Annotated in this window: 15 protein-coding genes; 10 read left to right on the forward strand and 5 right to left on the reverse strand. The window is 74.0% G+C overall.

Annotation, left to right across the window (positions count from 1 at the left end):
* Positions 1 to 7 precede the first annotated feature (7 nt).
* A complete protein-coding gene (locus ACFXGN_RS09100) occupies positions 8 to 712 on the forward strand; it encodes a DUF4191 domain-containing protein (RefSeq protein WP_351779616.1) in 705 nt (234 codons plus the stop codon).
* Positions 713 to 889: 177 nt separating this feature from the next.
* Here the strand turns inward: ACFXGN_RS09100 and ACFXGN_RS09105 are convergent, their stop codons facing one another.
* Positions 890 to 1357: an RDD family protein gene (locus tag ACFXGN_RS09105; protein ID WP_366441517.1), complete on the reverse strand. Its 468-nt coding sequence runs from the start codon at positions 1355 to 1357 to the stop codon at positions 890 to 892.
* 265 nt (positions 1358 to 1622) lie between these two features.
* Between ACFXGN_RS09105 and glnA the strand changes: the two genes are divergently transcribed.
* Positions 1623 to 3047: a type I glutamate--ammonia ligase gene (glnA, locus tag ACFXGN_RS09110; protein WP_384855464.1), complete on the forward strand. Its 1425-nt coding sequence runs from the start codon at positions 1623 to 1625 to the stop codon at positions 3045 to 3047.
* A gap of 80 nt (positions 3048 to 3127) precedes the next feature.
* Here glnA and ACFXGN_RS09115 read toward each other — a convergent pair whose 3' ends face one another.
* The gene (locus ACFXGN_RS09115; protein ID WP_351779623.1) at positions 3128 to 3403 is read right to left on the reverse strand and encodes a hypothetical protein; all 276 of its coding nucleotides are present in this window, start codon (positions 3401 to 3403) and stop codon (positions 3128 to 3130) included.
* A gap of 149 nt (positions 3404 to 3552) precedes the next feature.
* Between ACFXGN_RS09115 and ACFXGN_RS09120 the strand changes: the two genes are divergently transcribed.
* Entirely contained in the window at positions 3553 to 3921 is a 369-nt protein-coding gene (locus ACFXGN_RS09120; protein ID WP_384855466.1) for an arsenate reductase family protein, read from the forward strand.
* On the forward strand, positions 3918 to 5369 hold the full coding sequence (locus ACFXGN_RS09125; RefSeq protein WP_384855469.1) for a PLP-dependent aminotransferase family protein: 1452 nt from the start codon (positions 3918 to 3920) through the stop codon (positions 5367 to 5369). The genes ACFXGN_RS09120 and ACFXGN_RS09125 overlap by 4 nt, the downstream gene beginning before the upstream one ends.
* A 460-nt stretch (positions 5370 to 5829) precedes the next feature.
* Here ACFXGN_RS09125 and ACFXGN_RS09130 read toward each other — a convergent pair whose 3' ends face one another.
* Complete coding sequence (locus ACFXGN_RS09130) at positions 5830 to 6729, reverse strand: Gfo/Idh/MocA family protein (protein WP_384855472.1); 900 nt, start codon at positions 6727 to 6729, stop codon at positions 5830 to 5832.
* Positions 6730 to 7030: 301 nt separating this feature from the next.
* On the opposite strand from ACFXGN_RS09130, the gene ACFXGN_RS09135 reads away from it, so the two are divergent.
* From ACFXGN_RS09135 to ACFXGN_RS09150, 4 genes are all read left to right on the forward strand, one after another.
* Entirely contained in the window at positions 7031 to 8566 is a 1536-nt protein-coding gene (locus tag ACFXGN_RS09135) for a hypothetical protein (RefSeq protein WP_384855474.1), read from the forward strand.
* A complete protein-coding gene (locus ACFXGN_RS09140; RefSeq protein ID WP_384855477.1) occupies positions 8563 to 9804 on the forward strand; it encodes a hypothetical protein in 1242 nt (413 codons plus the stop codon). Before ACFXGN_RS09135 ends, ACFXGN_RS09140 begins: the two co-directional genes overlap by 4 nt.
* Before the next feature lie 206 nt (positions 9805 to 10010).
* Positions 10011 to 11042, forward strand: coding sequence for a glutamine synthetase (glnII, locus tag ACFXGN_RS09145; protein WP_384855480.1), 1032 nt, complete (start codon positions 10011 to 10013; stop codon positions 11040 to 11042).
* Between the two features lie 407 nt (positions 11043 to 11449).
* Positions 11450 to 12013 (forward strand): winged helix-turn-helix domain-containing protein, encoded by a 564-nt coding sequence (locus ACFXGN_RS09150; RefSeq protein ID WP_384855482.1) that lies wholly within the window; start codon positions 11450 to 11452, stop codon positions 12011 to 12013.
* Here the strand turns inward: ACFXGN_RS09150 and ACFXGN_RS09155 are convergent, their stop codons facing one another.
* Both ACFXGN_RS09155 and ACFXGN_RS09160 read right to left on the reverse strand, forming a co-directional pair.
* The gene (locus ACFXGN_RS09155; RefSeq protein WP_384855485.1) at positions 12014 to 13582 is read right to left on the reverse strand and encodes a PepSY-associated TM helix domain-containing protein; all 1569 of its coding nucleotides are present in this window, start codon (positions 13580 to 13582) and stop codon (positions 12014 to 12016) included. It abuts the gene before it with no gap.
* A 45-nt stretch (positions 13583 to 13627) separates the two neighbouring features.
* Positions 13628 to 14251 carry a hypothetical protein gene (locus tag ACFXGN_RS09160; protein ID WP_384855488.1) on the reverse strand — a complete coding sequence of 208 codons (624 nt, stop codon included), beginning with the start codon at positions 14249 to 14251 and terminating at the stop codon, positions 13628 to 13630.
* Positions 14252 to 14549: 298 nt separating this feature from the next.
* Here ACFXGN_RS09160 and ACFXGN_RS09165 point away from each other — a divergent pair, with 298 nt between their 5' ends.
* Positions 14550 to 15551, forward strand: a complete 1002-nt coding sequence (locus ACFXGN_RS09165) for an NAD-dependent epimerase/dehydratase family protein (RefSeq protein ID WP_384855491.1) — start codon at positions 14550 to 14552, stop codon at positions 15549 to 15551.
* 199 nt (positions 15552 to 15750) lie between these two features.
* Positions 15751 to 16551: a tyrosine-protein phosphatase gene (locus ACFXGN_RS09170; RefSeq protein WP_384855494.1), complete on the forward strand. Its 801-nt coding sequence runs from the start codon at positions 15751 to 15753 to the stop codon at positions 16549 to 16551.
* Positions 16552 to 16571: the final 20 nt, after the last annotated feature.

Consider the following 16571-nt stretch of genomic DNA (forward strand, 5'->3'; position numbering starts at 1 on the left):
TCGGAGTATGGCGAGGAAGGCAAACACGGGCAGCGCTGACGCTGCGAACCAGGGGCGGCTCAAGCAGATCGCCCTCACGTACAAGATGACCCGGAAGGCCGACCCGAAGGTCGGACTTGTCGTCGCCGGCGTGGGCATCGTCGTACTCGGTGTCCTCCTCGGAATCGGCTTCCTCATCGGGCATCCGGTCTACCTGGGCATCCTGGGCTTCGTCCTGGCGCTCCTGGCGGCGGCCATCGTCTTCGGACGGCGTGCCGAGCGCGCGGCCTTCGGGCAGATGGAGGGCCAGCCGGGCGCTGCCGCGGCGGTGCTGCAGAACGTCGGACGCGGCTGGACGACGACCCCCGCGGTCGCGATGAACCGCAGCCAGGACGTCGTCCACCGGGCCGTCGGCCGGGCGGGCATCGTCCTGGTGGCCGAGGGCAACCCGAACCGGGTCAAGACGCTCCTGGCGGCCGAGAAGAAGCGGATGAACCGCGTCGTGCTCGACGTACCGGTGCACGATCTCATCGTCGGCAACGACGAGGGTCAGGTGCCGCTCAAGAAGCTCCGCACCACCATGCTCAAGCTGCCCCGGGTACTCACCGGTCCGCAGGTGACGGCGGCCAACGACCGGCTGCGGGCGATGGGCGACCTGATGAGCAACATGCCCCTGCCGAAGGGGCCTATGCCGAAGGGTATGCGAATGCCTCGGGGCGGAAAGATGGGCTGACGCGCTCCCGACAGCGACACATGAAGGGCCCCGGACCGTGGAGACGGTCCGGGGCCCTTCGTCATGCGCACGAGCCCGCGTACATACGAGTCGACACGTGTACGAGTCCGCGTACGGCACCCGTACGGCACGGGTCTCCGTGGGCACGGGCCGTACGGGCGAGCGGGGGGCGAGGGATCAGATGCGGACCTGGACGGCGCCGGAGAGCCGGTCGTGGAGGCCGCGCCCGTCGCGGTCCCAGATGAGGGCCGGGATCGCCAGGCAGACGAGCAGCGACCGCAGCGCGACGCGCGGGAGGCCGAGGCGCCCGCCGCGCGCCGAGACGACCCGCAGACCGAAGAGGCGCTTGCCGGGCGTCGAGCCCACGGTGCCGACCGTCAGGACGCTCAGGACGAGCAGGATGACCAGGGCCCAGTTGCCGGTGGCCTGGTTGTAGCCGTTGGTGATCAGGCCGTATGCGATCAGCGTGCAGAGGGCCCAGTCGACGGCGAGGGCGCCGAGACGCCGCCCGGGACGGGCGATCGAACCGGGGCCCTCCTCGGGCAGCCCCAGCTGCTGACCGCGGTAGCCGAAGTCGACGCCTGCGTCCTCGGCCGCCGCGCGGGGGCCGGAGAGCCAAGATCCGAGTGCTTGCCTGTTGTCCACCCGACCACGGTACTGTGCCCGTTTTCGATCACTTGGGTCCGGGTGGGCGAAGCCCGGATCGAGCGGGCCGTACGGGGACGGCGGGCGGGCCGGAGCGCGGTACGGCCCCGGGGAGACACCCACCCCGGTTAACTTCGACGAAACAATTGGGTCATGCTTGAGAAATCCCGTCTGCCTATGGTCGGGTCCAGCGTGGGCCACCGCACTGGCCGCACGACCGAGCTGCAACCCCGCCCCTCCCCGGGCCGGGAGTAGGAGGAGTTGGATGTCCGAGAAGCACGGGTTCCAGAACGCCGACGAGGTCAACAAGTTCATCAAGGACAACGACGTCAAGATGGTCGACGTCCGGTTCTGCGACCTCCCGGGCGTGATGCAGCACTTCTCGATCCCGGCCACGGCCTTCGACCCGTCGGAGGAGCTCGCGTTCGACGGCTCGTCGATCCGCGGCTTCCAGGCCATCCACGAGTCCGACATGTCGCTCCGCGCCGACCTGTCGACGGCCCGTGTGGACCCCTTCCGCCGCGACAAGACGCTCAACATCAACTTCTTCATCCACGACCCGATCACGGGCGAGCAGTACAGCCGTGACCCGCGCAACATCGCGAAGAAGGCCGAGGCGTACCTCGCCTCCACCGGCATCGCCGACACCGCGTACTTCGGCCCCGAGGCCGAGTTCTACGTCTTCGACTCGGTCCGCTTCGAGACCTCGGCGAACCAGGGCTTCTACCACATCGACTCCGAGGCCGGCGCCTGGAACACCGGTTCCGAGGAGAACAACCGCGGCTACAAGGTCCGTTACAAGGGCGGCTACTTCCCGGCCCCGCCGGTCGACCACTTCGCCGACCTGCGCTCGGAGATCTCCCTGGAGCTGGAGAACGTCGGCCTCCAGGTCGAGCGCCAGCACCACGAGGTCGGCACCGCCGGCCAGGCCGAGATCAACTACAAGTTCAACACGCTGCTCGCCGCGGCCGACGACCTGATGCTCTTCAAGTACATCGTGAAGAACGTCGCCTGGCGCAACGGCAAGACCGCGACCTTCATGCCGAAGCCGATCTTCGGCGACAACGGCTCGGGGATGCACGTCCACCAGTCGCTGTGGGCCAACGGCGACCCGCTGTTCTACGACGAGACCGGCTACGCGGGCCTCTCGGACACCGCCCGCTACTACATCGGCGGCATCCTCAAGCACGCCCCGTCGCTGCTCGCCTTCACCAACCCGACGGTGAACTCGTACCACCGCCTGGTGCCGGGCTTCGAGGCGCCGGTCAACATGGTGTACTCGCAGCGCAACCGCTCCGCCGCCATGCGCATCCCGATCACGGGCTCGAACCCGAAGGCCAAGCGCGTCGAGTTCCGCGCGCCGGACCCGTCCTCGAACCCGTACCTCGCCTTCTCGGCGCTGCTCCTCGCGGGCCTCGACGGCGTCAAGAACAAGATCGAGCCGATGGAGCCGATCGACAAGGACCTCTACGAGCTGGCTCCCGAGGAGCACGCCAACGTCCCCCAGGTCCCCACCAACCTGGAGGCCGTCCTCTCCGCCCTGGAGGAGGACAACGAGTACCTCCAGGCCGGCGGCGTCTTCACCTCGGACCTGATCGAGACCTGGATCGACTACAAGCGCACCAACGAGATCGCCCCGATCCAGCTCCGCCCGCACCCGCACGAGTTCGAGCTGTACTACGACCTGTAGAGCGCGCGCGTTCCCACGAAGGCCGCCGCCCCCGGTTCGGGGGCGGCGGCCTTCGCCGTCGCCCCGCCGGATTCCCGGGGTCAGCGGCCGTAGCGGATCAGGGTGCGGACCATGCGGCAGGTGGTGTCGGAGGGCGGGTGGATGCCCAGGGTGGTGGCCGTGGTGCGTATTTTCGTGTTCGTCGCCTTCGACGGGACGTAGACGCCCGCGTCGAGGAGGGCGATGGCCAGGCGCATGGCCTTCAGGCGCCTGTTGTGCGACACGTACCACTCGCGGGGGCGGCCCGCCGGGAGCGGCTGCCTGCGCAGGGGCTTCCAGGGTTCGAGGGACGGTGTCCGGATCACGGCGAGAGCCATGGGCTACCTCCTGGCGAACGGCGGGGTGCGGGCCCTCCCCGGGACCCTCACCTTCACCCCCCATTTTAGTGCCCCCCACTGACAATCGCCCCTGGCCAGACAGGGTTTGGGGGGTGGTGGAGCGGGCCTTGGGGGGTACCGTGTGGGCCATGGAGATCTGGATCAATCCCGACTGTTCCAAGTGCCGTGGAGCGCTCGCGCTGCTCGACGCCGAGGGCGCCGACTACACCGTCCGGCGCTATCTGGAGGACGTCCCCACCTCCGACGAGATCCGGGGCGTGCTCGACCGGCTCGGGCTCGAACCGTGGGACATCGCCCGGACCCAGGAGGCCGTCGCCGGGGAACTGGGGCTGAAGGACTGGGGCCGCGACGCCGCCCACCGCGACCGGTGGATCGACGCCCTGTCCGCCCATCCCCGGCTGATCCAGCGGCCCCTCATCACCGCCGAGGACGGCACCGCCGTCGTCGGCCGGTCCGAGGAGGCCGTCAGGGACGCCCTCTCCCGCCGGCTCCCGTGACCTCCCCCACCCCCTCCCCCGCTCCCTCCCCGGCAGCCCCGCCCGGTGGGCTCGGGGTCGATCTGCATCTCGATCTGAGCGGGGCCGGAAGCCGTCGGGCCGCGCTCATCGGGGCCCTGCGCGAGGCCGTGCGCCACGGGCGGCTCGCCCCCGGCACCCCGCTGCCGCCCTACCGGACGCTCGCCGCCGATCTCGGCGTCGCCCGGAACACCGTCGCCGACGCCTACGCCGAACTGGTCGCCGAGGGCTGGCTCACCTCCCGTCAGGGCTCCGGCACCCGGGTCGCCGAGCGGGTCGCCGCCCCCTCCCCCGGGCCCGTACGGACCACCGCGCCGCCGCCCCTCCCGTACGACCTCGTGCAGGGCAAGCCCGACCCCGCCGCCTTCCCGCGCGCCGCCTGGCTCGCGGCTGCCCGGCGGGCGCTGACCGACGCGCCCGACGAGGCCTTCGGGATCGGCGACCCGTACGGCCGGACCGAGTTGCGGCGGGCGCTCGCCGAGTACCTCGCGCGCGTCCGGGGCGTCCGGACCTCCCCGGAGCGGATCGTGATCTGCTCGGGCGCCGCGCACGCCCTGCGGCTGCTCGCACGGGTCCTCGGCCCGGGCCCGTGGGCCGTCGAGGCCTACGGGCTCCCCTTCCACCGGGGGCTCCTCGCCGGGGCCGGGGTCGCCACCGTGCCGGTCGCCGTCGACGCGGAGGGGGCGCGGACCGCCGACCTCCCCCGGCACGCCCGCGCGGTGCTCCTCACCCCGGCCCACCAGTTCCCCACCGGCGGACCTCTGCACCCCGGGCGCCGGGCCGACGCCCTGGAGTGGGCGCGGGCCTCCGGCGGTCTGGTCGTCGAGGACGACTACGACGGGGAGTTCCGTTATGACCGGCGGCCGGTGGGCGCGGTGCAGGCGCTCGATCCCGACCGGACCGTCTTCCTCGGTTCCGTCAGCAAGAGCCTCTCCCCCGCGCTGCGGATCGGCTGGATGTGCCTGCCGGGTTCCCTGGTGGAACCGGTCGTCGCCGCGAAGGGGCTGCGCGAGCCGCACACCTCCGCCCTGGACCAGCTGACCCTAGCGGAGTTCCTGGTATCCGGCGGGTACGACCGGCACGTCCGGCGGATGCGGCAGCGGCACCGGGCCCGCCGCGACCGGCTCGTGGCGGTGCTCGCCGAGCGGGTGCCGGGGGTGCGGGTGACGGGGATCGCCGCCGGGCTGCACGCCGTGGTGGGACTGCCGTCCGGCACCGAACGGGCGGTGCTCGCCGCCGCCGCCCGGCACGGGGTCGCCGTGGAGGGCCTCGCCCCCTACCGGCATCCCGACGCGGAGCCCGTACCCGGAGGTCTCCCCGACGGCCTCGTCGTCGGATACGCCACCCCGCCGGAACGGTCGTACGGCCCCGCCCTGGACGCCCTGTGCGCGGCCCTGCGGGAGGCCCTGGAAGAGACCCGGGCCCGCTAGCCTTCCGGGCCCGCCGGGAGGGCGGGAGGGCGGGAGGGCGAGATTGGGCTCCGGCCCTGTAGTGGGCGGCCGTCTCGCGGCGCTCGACCGTGTTCCGGCTCGGTGGCGGGGCCGTGCGTAGAGGCGCGCATGAACAGGCTCAGTCGGTAGGCGGTCGCCCGGTCCGGGCATCCGTCCGAGCATCCGGTTTGGGCATCCGCAGAGGACGTCGAACCGGGTCGGCGTCCGCAGTCGATCCGCTCCTGCCCGGCGCGCGGACGCCCGACGCGGTCGTGTCGCTCCGGCTCGTCCCGCGTCCCGGAGAGCGCCTCCCGGCGGCCAGCGCCCGTGGCGGGACCGGCTCCCGCCCCGGCCGGTGGCGTACGCGGGGGCCGCCGGGTCGGCCACGCGCGGCCCGCACTCGTCCGGCGCCCGCGCCGGTCGCCGTCCCCGCTCCCGCCGGACCGACCGGCGGCCCTGCTCAGCCCGCCAGTTCCTCCGCCTTCGTCAGGATCTCCGTGAGGCGCAGGCCGAAGCGGGCGTCGCACGGGTGGGGGTCGCCCGTGCGGGCCGCTTCGGTCAGGGCGTCCACCGCCGCGCCGAACGCGTCCACCGCCCCGTCCCAGCGCGGGAGTTCGGCCCGGCCGCCGGTGCCGTACAGCGTGAGGGCCGCCTCCGCCGCCTCCGCCGGGGCGCTCAGGGTGAGGGTGGCCGTGCTGCTCGCGCCCGAGGCGTGCCGCAGCACCAGATGGTGGCTGTCCGCCGCGCCCCGGACCGCGGTGATCCCGGTGACGTCGCCGAGCACCGGCAGCAGGACGGAGAGCAGGTGCGGGCCCACGTCCCACAGGCCGCCCTTCTCCCTGCGCCACGGCGAGGACGCGTACGCGCTGTCCGAACCGGGGCCGTAGAGCGAGCCGAGCCAGTGCCCCTCGGCCAGGAACCAGCCGTCCTCCGCCGTCCGTTCCGCGATCCAGCGGGCCGTCGGCTCCGCGAAGCGCAGGGTGCAGAACACCACGGACGCGACCCCGGCCCCCTCCACCGCCTCCGCCACCGCGCGCGCCCCCTCCACCGTCGTGGCGACCGGCTTGTCGAGCAGCACGTGGCAGCCCGCCTCGGCCGCCCGCACGGCCAGGGGCGCCTGGACGTCCGGCGGGAGCGCGAGCGCCACGGCGTCGCTGGCGGCGAACAGGGCGTCCACGTCGTCGTACGCGCGCGTGCCCGAGGCGGCGGCGAGGTCGACCGCCGCCTCGGGGCGTCTGCCCCACACCCCGCTGAACTCGATCCCCGGATGCCCGGCCAGCGCGGGCGCGTGCGTGTTTCCGGCCCAGGGGCCGGTGCCGAGGAGTCCGATACGGGGCTTCCCGCCCAGGTGCTTCACCATGGCCCCAGTCTGCCGGTCGCCACCGACAACCGGGGCCGGACCGCTCCATGGCTACGCCTCCGGCCCGGAGCCGGAGCCGGAGCCCGAGCCGCCGGACCGTCCGACGCACCGCCCCGCGTCCCCGCCCCGGCAGGCCCGGAAATCCGCTCGCTCCCCTCCCCCTTCCGGGTGTTAGCGTTTCCCCGCCGGCCGCGGGACTTCGGTGCGACTTCCGGAACCTGCCTCTGAAGCAACGTCTTCGCTGTTCGTGCCCTCATTCCCCGGCCGGCGTCCATGCCGGGGGAAGAGCCGAGGGGGAGCCTTGTCCGAGCTCGTCGCCGCCGAGGACGTGCTCCTCTTCGTCAATGCCGCCGTGACCGCCACCGGACAGCGCGAGTTCCGCTCCTCGGCCGCCGCCCAGCGTTTCTCGCTGGCGTTCGTCCACGAGTACGTGCGGGTCAACTACCGCCCCGTGTACGCGGCTTCCCTGGCGCTCGACATCAACCACCACAACGCCGCCCTCGTCGTCGAGGGGCTGCTGCGCACCGCCGACGAGGCCGGTGGAGCCGAGGAGAAGCGGGCCGAGGGGCGGCTGATCGCGGCGCGGCTCGCACTGCTGCCGCCGCAGCGGGTCTACCGGCTGTTCCGCGCGCTGCGCGCGGCCGGGGTCAACAACCGGCGCACCCGCGCGATCGTCCGCGACTGGCTCGCGGCCCGTCGCGATCCCGCGCACGACGCGGTGAAGTACCGGTCCGGTCTCAAGGCGGCCCTGCGCCATGTCCACGGGCGGCTGCCCGACGCCGAGACCGGGGACTTCCTGTTCGCGCCGCGCCGCCGGGTCCGGTACGAGAACCCGACGCTCGACGCGTTCCGCCGGGCCAGGTACGAGCAGGGAGCCCTGTACGAGCTGCCGTTCACGGTCGCGGAGGGCTTCGCCGCCGCGCACGGGGTGCCCCGGCCGGTGTTCCTGGAGCGGATCGCGCCCCGGATGACCCGTCTCGAACGGCTGCGGACGGCGCGGGCGGCCGATCTGTCCGCCATGCCGCTGACCCGGCTCGCCGTGTACGTGCTCTCGCTGCCGTTCGGCGAGCGGGTGGCGCGGCGGGCCGAGCTGACGGGGGCGCTGCGGGCGGCGGCGCGGCGGGCCGCGGGGCCGTACGCCGGGAGCTGGGGCCGGGTCACCGGTGTCCTCGACGACAGTTTCTCCTCGTCGGGTTCGGCGGTGAAGCGGCGCCGTCCGCTGGCCGTCGCGCTGGGCTGCCACTTCCTCCTGGAGGCCCTCGCGGCTCCGGGGGCGTACGTCCCGCTGTGGACGTCGGGCGGTGACGACGCGCTGCTCGTCCGGCCGTACGGGCCGACTCCGCTGGGCTCGCGCGTCCTGGACGCGCTGGAGACCGGTCCCGACCGGCTGGTGATCGTGTCGGACGGCTGGGACAACGCTCCGCCGGGGCTCGCGGGCGAGGTGCTGCGGGTGTGGCGGACGCGGCTCGATCCGGAGCGGCGGACCAGCGTGGTGCATCTGAACCCCGTGTACGACGCGGAGGGTTTCGACGTGCGCGCCCTGGCTCCGGGCGTGCCGGTGGCGGGCATCAGGGACGCGGAGGACCTGGCGGCGCTGGTGGAGATCGCGCAGTTCGCGGAGGGCCGGACGGGCTTCGGGGAGCTGCGGGCGTATCTCGACCGGCGGGTGGAGCTGTTCCTCACGGCGGCGGGCGCGGGGTCGGCGGCGAGTGCGGGGGCGGGGCCCGACGGCCAGCCGGGCGACGCGCCGGGCGAGCAGCCGGGGCCCGTCCCGGAAGGCGGGGCGGCGGATCGGCCGGGCGGCAGTGCCATCGGCGGGGTGGAGGAGCGGGCGTGACCAGGATCGATCTGACGGGGCTCGACGTGCGGCCCGCGCAGGTGTGGGGCGGGGTGCGGCTGGTGCCGCTGGTGCGGGCCGAGCCCGTCCCCGGGCTGCGGCTGCGCCGGGAGCTGTACGGGGGGCTCGGCTCGGTGGAGCTGCCCGACCGGACCACCTACACCTCGTACGTCCCGCACGGTTTCGTCGCCGACTGGTCGGGGACCGGGCGGGGCGCCGAGGCCGCCGCGTACGGGACGCTCCTCGGCGGGGAGGCGGACGGCCGGGACCGGGACCGGGACCGGGCGGGGGAAGGCGGCACCGGGCCGTCGTCCTGTCTGCCCGTGCGCCGCATCCACCGGATGGCGAAGCGGCGGCGCGACAGGGACGGACGGGTGGAGCGGCGGCTCCGCTTCCTGCCCCTGCACCTGGCCCTGGAGGGGTATCTCGCGCTGCACTTCGGCGGGCCGTCGATCGTCTGGGACGAGTGGTCGCGGGAGGCGCTGCGGCACGGTCTGTCGCCGCGCGCGGAGGCGGCGTACGCGGGGTGGGCGGTGCCGGGGCTCGCGGAGGCGCTGCGGGTCTTCGAGGTGCATCCGGGTCAGTGCGGGCTGCTGCTCTACGTGGCCGACTCGCTGGCCGCGGCCTTCGTGGTGCCGCACCCGGACGACTACCGGCTGCTGCATCCGACGCTGGTGGAGGACCTGTACGGGGAGCTGGTGCACCAGTACGCGTACTACGGCGGCGCGGTGCCCGAGTTCACCGCGCGGATCAGGGACGGGGCCGGGGGCATCCGTACCCTGGCCGACCTGCGGGCGGCGGCCCGGGAGCAGGAGCGGGCGTGGGCGGTGGCGCACGACGGTCTGATGGCGCGGGACCTCCTGGAGACCCCGTACGCCTTCGAGCGCGTGCACCGGGCCGGGCCGTTCGGTCTGTACCGGTTCCTGCCGCCGTTCGAACGGGGCGGGCGCGAGCAGCACATCGGTGAGGTGATCACCGACAGGAAGGGGCGGACGGCCTATCTGAAGACCTTCCGATTGTCGGAGAAGCAGATCCGCAAGGGGTACCTGCTGCGGCGGCTCGCGGACTGCGACTGGCACCTGGAGCGGACGGCCGAGGCGCTGGGCACCTCGTACGCGGAGCTGGTGCGACGGGTACGGGCGGCGGGGCTCGGGCCGTTCCTGGACGCCGGGACGGTCGGGCGGCGGCTGAAGGAGCTGTCGGAGGACTGCGCGGACGCGCCCCACCGGCCCGTGTGACGCCGCTCACCGGCCGGTACGGGTCCGGTGTGACGCAGCCCACCGGCCGGTACGGGGCCCGCCCACCGCCCCGTACGCGATCCCTCCGCACAGGGCCATTCGTGTAACACGGGGTTCACACGAGGGTCACGGACGGGAAATCCCGTGTTGCGAAGCTGCGACAGCGAAACCGAACACCGCAGCAGCACGCCCAAAGGATGAGACCCGTGACCTTCAAGGCTGAGTACATCTGGATCGACGGCACCGCGCCGACCGCGAAGCTCCGTTCCAAGACGAAGATCATCGCGGGTGACGTCCTCCCCCTCGACGAACTGCCGCTCTGGGGCTTCGACGGTTCCAGCACGAACCAGGCCAAGGGCCACGCCTCGGACCGCGTGCTGCGCCCGGTGTTCTCCTGCCCGGACCCGATCCGCGGCGGCGACGACATCCTGGTGCTGTGCGAGGTCCTGAACACGGACATGACGCCGCACGAGTCGAACACCCGCGCCGCGCTCGCCGAGGTCTCCGCCCGGTACGCCTCCCAGGAGTCGATCTTCGGCATCGAGCAGGAGTACACCTTCTTCGAGGGCACCCGTCCGCTGGGCTTCCCGGCCAACGGCTTCCCCGCCCCGCAGGGCGGCTACTACTGCGGTGTCGGCGCGGACGAGATCCACGGCCGCCCGATCGTCGAGGCGCACCTGGACAACTGCCTCACGGCCGGTCTCGGCATCTCCGGCATCAACGCCGAGGTCATGCCCGGCCAGTGGGAGTTCCAGGTCGGCCCGCTGGCCCCGCTGGAGGTCTCGGACCAGCTGTGGATCGCCCGCTGGCTGCTGTACCGCACGGCCGAGGACTTCGACGTCACGGCGACGCTGGACCCGAAGCCGGTGAAGGGCGACTGGAACGGCGCGGGCGCGCACACCAACTTCTCCACCCGGGCGATGCGCGAGGGCTACGACGCGATCATCACCGCCTGCGAGTCCCTCGGCGAGGGCTCGAAGCCGCTGGACCACGTCAAGAACTACGGCGCGGGCATCGACGAGCGCCTGACGGGTCTGCACGAGACCGCCCCCTGGGACGAGTACACCTACGGCGTCTCGGACCGCGGCGCCTCGGTCCGCATCCCGTGGCAGGTCGAGCAGGACCGGAAGGGCTACATCGAGGACCGGCGTCCGAACGCGAACGTCGACCCGTACGTGGTGACCCGGCTCATCGTGGACACCTGCTGCGAGGCCCTGGAGAAGGCCGGCCAGGTCTGATCCGCGCCGCTCCGAAGGTTTTCCCACGGGAGGCGTCCACCGTTCGCGGTGGGCGCCTCCCGGCGTGACGGGGGCCTGTTCCGTGCCCCCCGCGCGGCCGGGTCCCTCCCGGCATGTGGGAAGGACTACACGGGGTTTGGCCGGTCCGGGGCTCGTCGGGGCCATTCCCTTCTGCTTCAATAGGGATATGGCCATCACAGAGAACGACACCGCGAAGGGTCGTCACGACCTGGAGCCGTTCTGGCCTTCCCGGCAGCACCACGACTTCGACCGGGTGTGTTGCCGCGCGAGGAACGCGTCGGCCCTCTAAAGCCCCGATCGGCACGGTCCGGTCCCCGGCCTTCGGCCCACGCGCACGACGTACGACTCCTGTCCGTCCGTTTCTCCGCGCGAAAGAGCTGACTTCCATGGCGCATCCCCAGGTCCACTCCCCGAGTGCCTCCCTCACCGCCGTCCGTCCGGGACGGCACCGGCTCCGCGCCGTCGACCCCAACGAGGTCGTGGACCTCGCCCAGGTCGCGGACTTCCTGCCGCCCGGCGCGACCTTGCTGCCCGCCCCGCCGCACACCCTGCCGACGCTGCCGGGCCGCCCGCCGATGGTCGGGTACCTCGTCCTCGTACCGGCCGACCAGCAGCGGCCGTCCGTCGCCACCCCCGCCCCCGCGCCGGTGTCCGCACCGGCGGAGGAGCAGGGTCCGGTGACGATCGACGGGGTCCAGCGGCTCGCCGTCGTCGACGGACAGGCCCTCGACCTGACGTACTTGGAGTTCGAACTCCTCGCCCATCTGGTGGCGCACCCCCACCGGGTCCACACCCGCGACCAGTTGGTCACCACGGTGTGGGGCTACGGGCACGTCGGCGACGGCCGCACGGTCGACGTGCACGTGGCCCGGCTGCGCCGCAAGCTGGGCGCCGAGCACCGCCACACGATCCAGACCGTGCGGCGGGTCGGCTACAAGTACACCCCCTGATCAGCCGGTCCGGGTGGGCCTCGCCCTGATCCTGGCGACCAGCGCCAGGGCGAGGTCCACCGCCAGGAACAGCAGCAGGCTCAGGCCGAGCAGCGGGACGAACCACGCCACCAGGGCCGTACCCGCGAGCAGCGGGAGCAGCAGGTGCGCCGGGATCCTCCGCCACGCCCCGCGCGCCGCCGGGCGGCCCGGACGGCGCAGCCACCACATGCGGTAGCCCCAGAGGATCAGCAGGACCAGGGCGAGGGCCAGGGCGGCCAGGGCCAGTTGGTTGAACAGGCCGAGGAACACGCCGCTGTGCGCGTCGATGCCGATCCGGGTGAGCTTGGCGAGCAGCGGGTAGTCGGCGAAGGCCAGCCGGTCGATGACCGTGCCGTCCGCCGGGTCCACCGCCACCGAGTCCAGCTGGAGCGGGAACTGGGTGTCGGTCTCCTTGATCACGTACCCCTTGCCGTCGGCGGGCGGCGCGACGGACAGGCGGGGGCTGTCGATGCCCGCCGCGCGGGCCGCTTCGAGGGCCCGGTCGATGCCGATGTCGGGGCCCTGGGCGGTGGGGGCGGTGCCGGTGTGGCCGCCGCCGTGGCCCTCGTGCTCCGAGGAGCCGCCGGGCGCGCCGCCGAGGGTCGCGGTGAGGGTGGGGGTCGCGCCGCCGAGACCGTCCTGGACGACGCCGATGTTCTCGCCCGCGTACCGGGACCAGGTCAGTCCGGTCGCGGACAGCAGGACGAGTCCGGTCACCGCCCACAGGCCGACCGAGCCGTGCCAGGACAGGGTGCGGCGGCGGGAGGCGGGGCCGCCCTCCGGGAGGAACAGGGCGCGGCGGGTGCGGCGGCGCCTGCCGAGCCAGAGGAACAGCCCGCCGAGCGCGACCACCCACAGCCAGCTCGCGGCGAGTTCGCTGTAGTTGCGGCCGAACTCGCCGAGGTGCAGGTCGCGGTGGAGTTCGTCGGTCCAGGTGCGCAGCGGGAGGGCGCCGGAACTGCCGTAGCTGGGCAGCTGGCCGCGTACGTCACCGGTGTACGGGTCGACGAAGACGGCGAGCGAGGTGCCTTCGGGGACGTCGGGGTCGGCCATCAGGACCCGGGTGGTCGCCCCGGGTTCGGCGCCGGGCCAGACCGCGGTGACGGTGCCGCCCGGGTTGACCTTGCGGGCGTTGTGGACCTGCTGGGAGAGCGGCAGGACGGTGTCGCCGACCGGGACCTCCAGTTCGTGCGCGTACACGATCTTCTCCGCCTGGAAGGAGAGCGCGTACAGCAGACCGCTGAGGGCGGCGACGAGGAGGAACGGGGCGACGAGGACGCCCGCGTAGAAGTGGACGCGGAGGACGAGGGGGCGCAGCGCGCTCCAGGTGCCGGGCCGGGCGGGCGGTCCGGCGGGGGCGGGCTCGGCCGTGGCCGTGGGGCCGGTGGCGGTCGCCGTGGCGGATGCGGTCGTGGGGTCGGTGGTGGCGGATGCGGTCGTGGGGTCGGCCGGGGCGGACGCGGTCGTGGGTTCGGTCGTGGTGGGCTGTCGGGGCTTCGACGGTGGCGCCTCGGGCGTTTCCGGGCGTGCGGGATCGTCGACGGTCATGGGTGTCCTCGGGGACGGTACGGACAGGGGGAAGGGACCCCCGGGTCAGACGTGTGCTCCGAGGGTCGTGGCGCGGGGTGCGGGCGGCCGGGGCGGGCCGCGCCGGGAGAGGCTGTGGGCGAGGACGACGGCGACCGGCGGCCGGGCGTCGCGGCGGGCCCGCCGGAGGACGCGGCACGGAGGGCCGGGGACCCGTACCCGGGCGAGGGCCAGACGGACCGGGGTGAAGGCGTACGCGAGGGCCGCGCGGGCCAGCGTGAGGAACGCGGCCTCGCCGTGGGCCAGCCAGAGCCCGCAGAGGAGCGCGGCGAGGAGGTGGACGGCGGCCATGCCGAGACCGCCGGTGGAGACGAGGTCCATGGAGGCGCCCGTGGCCGGGTCCGCGCCGACGCCCCTGTCCATGAGGCCGGAGGGGGGCGCGAGGGGGTGGCCGGTCATGCCGTGGACGCCGTGCGCGGTGGGGGCGGGGGCCGCCGTCGCCGGGTGGGCGGGGTGCCCCGTGTGGGCGCCCGCCGTCGAGAACATCAGGTGGAGCGCGCCCTGGAGCACCCCCATGGCGGCGGCGACCGTCGGCGCGCCCCGGCGGCGGCCCGCGGCGGCCCAGGCGAGGGCCGTCGTCGCGGCGAACGCGGCGAGCAGGGTCACCGCCGGGAGCCGGTGCGCAGACATGGACGAATGCCCCACGGCGGCCAAGGCCACGCAGACCACCGCGAACAAGGCGGCTCTCAAGGCGCGCAGGGGCGACCGGGCATCCGTCATCGCCGGACATGTTGTCACCCGAACGGGTGTGGCACGAGCCCCCCTCCGCTTCCGGTGGCGGCGTTCACGCGACTGTGACGTCCGCCGGGCGTCCGGCACCTCTCCCGGGGCGTCTCGTTCGTTCCGCTTCGCCCGTTCCTCCCGTGGCGGAATCCTCCCCGAGCGGAACCCCCTGGCCTCCGGCCGGAGGGCGCGGCAGGCTCGGCCCATGAGACTGCTGATGCTCGGAGGTACGGAGTTCGTGGGCCGCGCGGTCGTCGAGACCGCGCTCGCCCGGGGCTGGGACGTGACCGTCTTCCATCGCGGACGGCACGAACCCCCCGCCGGGGTGACCACCCTGCTCGGCGACCGCACGACCGGCCCTGAGGGGCTGGCCGCGCTGGCCGACGGGACCTGGGACGCCGTCGTGGACACCTGGTCGGCCGCGCCCTCGGCGGTGCGGGACGCGGCCCGGCTGCTCGCCGGGCGGGCGGGCCGGTACGCGTACGTGTCGAGCCGGTCCGTGTACGCGGGACCGGAGCCCGCCGGGCTCGCCGAGGAGGACCCGGTCGTGGACGGCTCCCCGGACGCCGGGGACGTGCCGTACGCGGAGGCCAAGCGGGGCGGCGAGCTGGCGGCCGAGGGGGCGTTCGGCGCGGACCGGACGCTGTCCGTCCGGGCGGGGCTCGTCCTCGGCCCGTACGAGAACGTGGGCCGTCTGCCCTGGTGGCTCGGCCGGATCGCGCGCGGCGGCCCGGTCCTCGCCCCCGGCCCCCGGACGCTGCCGGTCCAGTACATCGACGCCCGCGACCTCGCCGGATGGACCCTCGACGCGGTGTCCGCCGGGCTGCACGGCCCGTACGACCTGGTCTGTCCGCCCGGCCGGACGACCATGGGCGAGCTGCTCGACGCCTGCGTACGGGTCACCGGTTCCGGTGCCTCGCTGCGCTGGACCGGCCCCGAGGAGCTGCTCGCCGCCGGTGTCGCGCCGTGGACGGAGCTGCCGGTGTGGCTGCCGCCGGGCGGGACGTACGACATGATCCACACCGCCGACGTCGGCAAGGCGCTCGCCGCCGGGCTGCGCTGCCGTCCGGTCGACGAGACCGTCGCCGACACCTGGGCCTGGCTGGAGTCGCTCGGCGGGGTCGCGCCGCAGCGACCGGACCGCCCGGCGCCCGGCCTCACCCCGCAGCGGGAGGCGGAGGTGCTGGCCGCGCTCACCGGGCCCTGACGCGCTGGTACCGATCGCGTCGGTGCCGGTCGCACGGGTACCGGTCCCGCAGGTACCCGTCGCATCGGCACCGGTCGCGCAGGTGCCGGTCGTACCGGTACGGATCCGCTGGAACTGCCCGGACCGGGGTGTTCCCTTACGGTCGGCAGCAGAACGTACGCACGGGCGCGGACCCGTACGAGCCGGAGGAGCCGACGCCATGCCCGCCATTCCCGCCACCTCCGTCGCCAACCTGCGCGACCTGGGCGGTCTCCCGCTGGGCGGGGGCCGGACCGTCCGTCCGGGACTCGCCCTGCGGTCCGCGCAGCTCGACCGGCTCGACCCCGCCGAACCGGTGGTGGCCCGCCTCGGCGTCCGCACCGTCGTGGACCTCCGCACGGAGAACGAGCGCACCGCCCGGCCCGACCGGCTGCCCGCCGGGGCGCGGGCGGTCCTCGCGGACGTGCTCGCCGACCAACTGTCGATCAGCGGGCTGCCGCCCGCCGCCCAGCTGAGAACGCTGCTCTCGAACCCGGCGCTCGCCGAGGAGCACCTCGGCGGGGGCCGGGTCAGGGAGGCGTTCGCCCGCACCTACCGGACCCTCGTCTCCGGCGAGGCCGCGCGCACCGCGTACCGGACGCTGCTCACCGTGCTGGGCGGGCCGGACGCGGGGCCCGTGCTCTTCCACTGCACGGCGGGCAAGGACCGGACGGGCTGGGGCGCGACGGTCCTGCTGTCGCTGCTCGGCGCGGACGAGCGGACCGTGCGGACGGAGTACCTCGCCGTCAACCCGGCGGTGCGGCAGGCGTTCGCGCCGATGATCGAGGGGTTCACCGCACAGGGCGGCGACCCGCAGCTGGCCCTCGACCTGATCGGGGTCGTCCCCGAGTACCTGGAGGCGGCGCTCGACGAGGTCGCGGTCCGGCACGGGTCGATGGAGGCATACGTACGGGAGGGGCTCGGCGTCCCCGACGGGACGACGGCATGCCTCCGCGAGCGCCTGACCGACCCGGGCACTTGAACTGTGCCTGAATGAGGGCG

Origin of the sequence: Streptomyces sp. NPDC059247, from assembly GCF_042754005.1 — a bacterium.
In the GTDB taxonomy this organism is placed as follows: Bacteria; Actinomycetota; Actinomycetes; order Streptomycetales; family Streptomycetaceae; genus Streptomyces.

Bases quoted from the DNA above. Each gene is read 5' to 3' on its own strand.
- ACFXGN_RS09100 (WP_351779616.1), top strand. From the start codon at position 8: ATGGCGAGGAAGGCAAACACGGGCAGCGCTGACGCTGCGAACCAGGGG.
- glnA (WP_384855464.1), top strand. From the start codon at position 1,623: ATGTCCGAGAAGCACGGGTTCCAGAACGCCGACGAGGTCAACAAGTTC.
- ACFXGN_RS09115 (WP_351779623.1), bottom strand. From the start codon at position 3,403: ATGGCTCTCGCCGTGATCCGGACACCGTCCCTCGAACCCTGGAAGCCC.
- ACFXGN_RS09120 (WP_384855466.1), top strand. From the start codon at position 3,553: ATGGAGATCTGGATCAATCCCGACTGTTCCAAGTGCCGTGGAGCGCTC.
- ACFXGN_RS09130 (WP_384855472.1), bottom strand. From the start codon at position 6,729: ATGGTGAAGCACCTGGGCGGGAAGCCCCGTATCGGACTCCTCGGCACC.
- ACFXGN_RS09150 (WP_384855482.1), top strand. From the start codon at position 11,450: ATGGCGCATCCCCAGGTCCACTCCCCGAGTGCCTCCCTCACCGCCGTC.
- ACFXGN_RS09155 (WP_384855485.1), bottom strand. From the start codon at position 13,582: ATGACCGTCGACGATCCCGCACGCCCGGAAACGCCCGAGGCGCCACCG.
- ACFXGN_RS09160 (WP_384855488.1), bottom strand. From the start codon at position 14,251: ATGTCTGCGCACCGGCTCCCGGCGGTGACCCTGCTCGCCGCGTTCGCC.
- ACFXGN_RS09165 (WP_384855491.1), top strand. From the start codon at position 14,550: ATGAGACTGCTGATGCTCGGAGGTACGGAGTTCGTGGGCCGCGCGGTC.
- ACFXGN_RS09170 (WP_384855494.1), top strand. From the start codon at position 15,751: ATGCCCGCCATTCCCGCCACCTCCGTCGCCAACCTGCGCGACCTGGGC.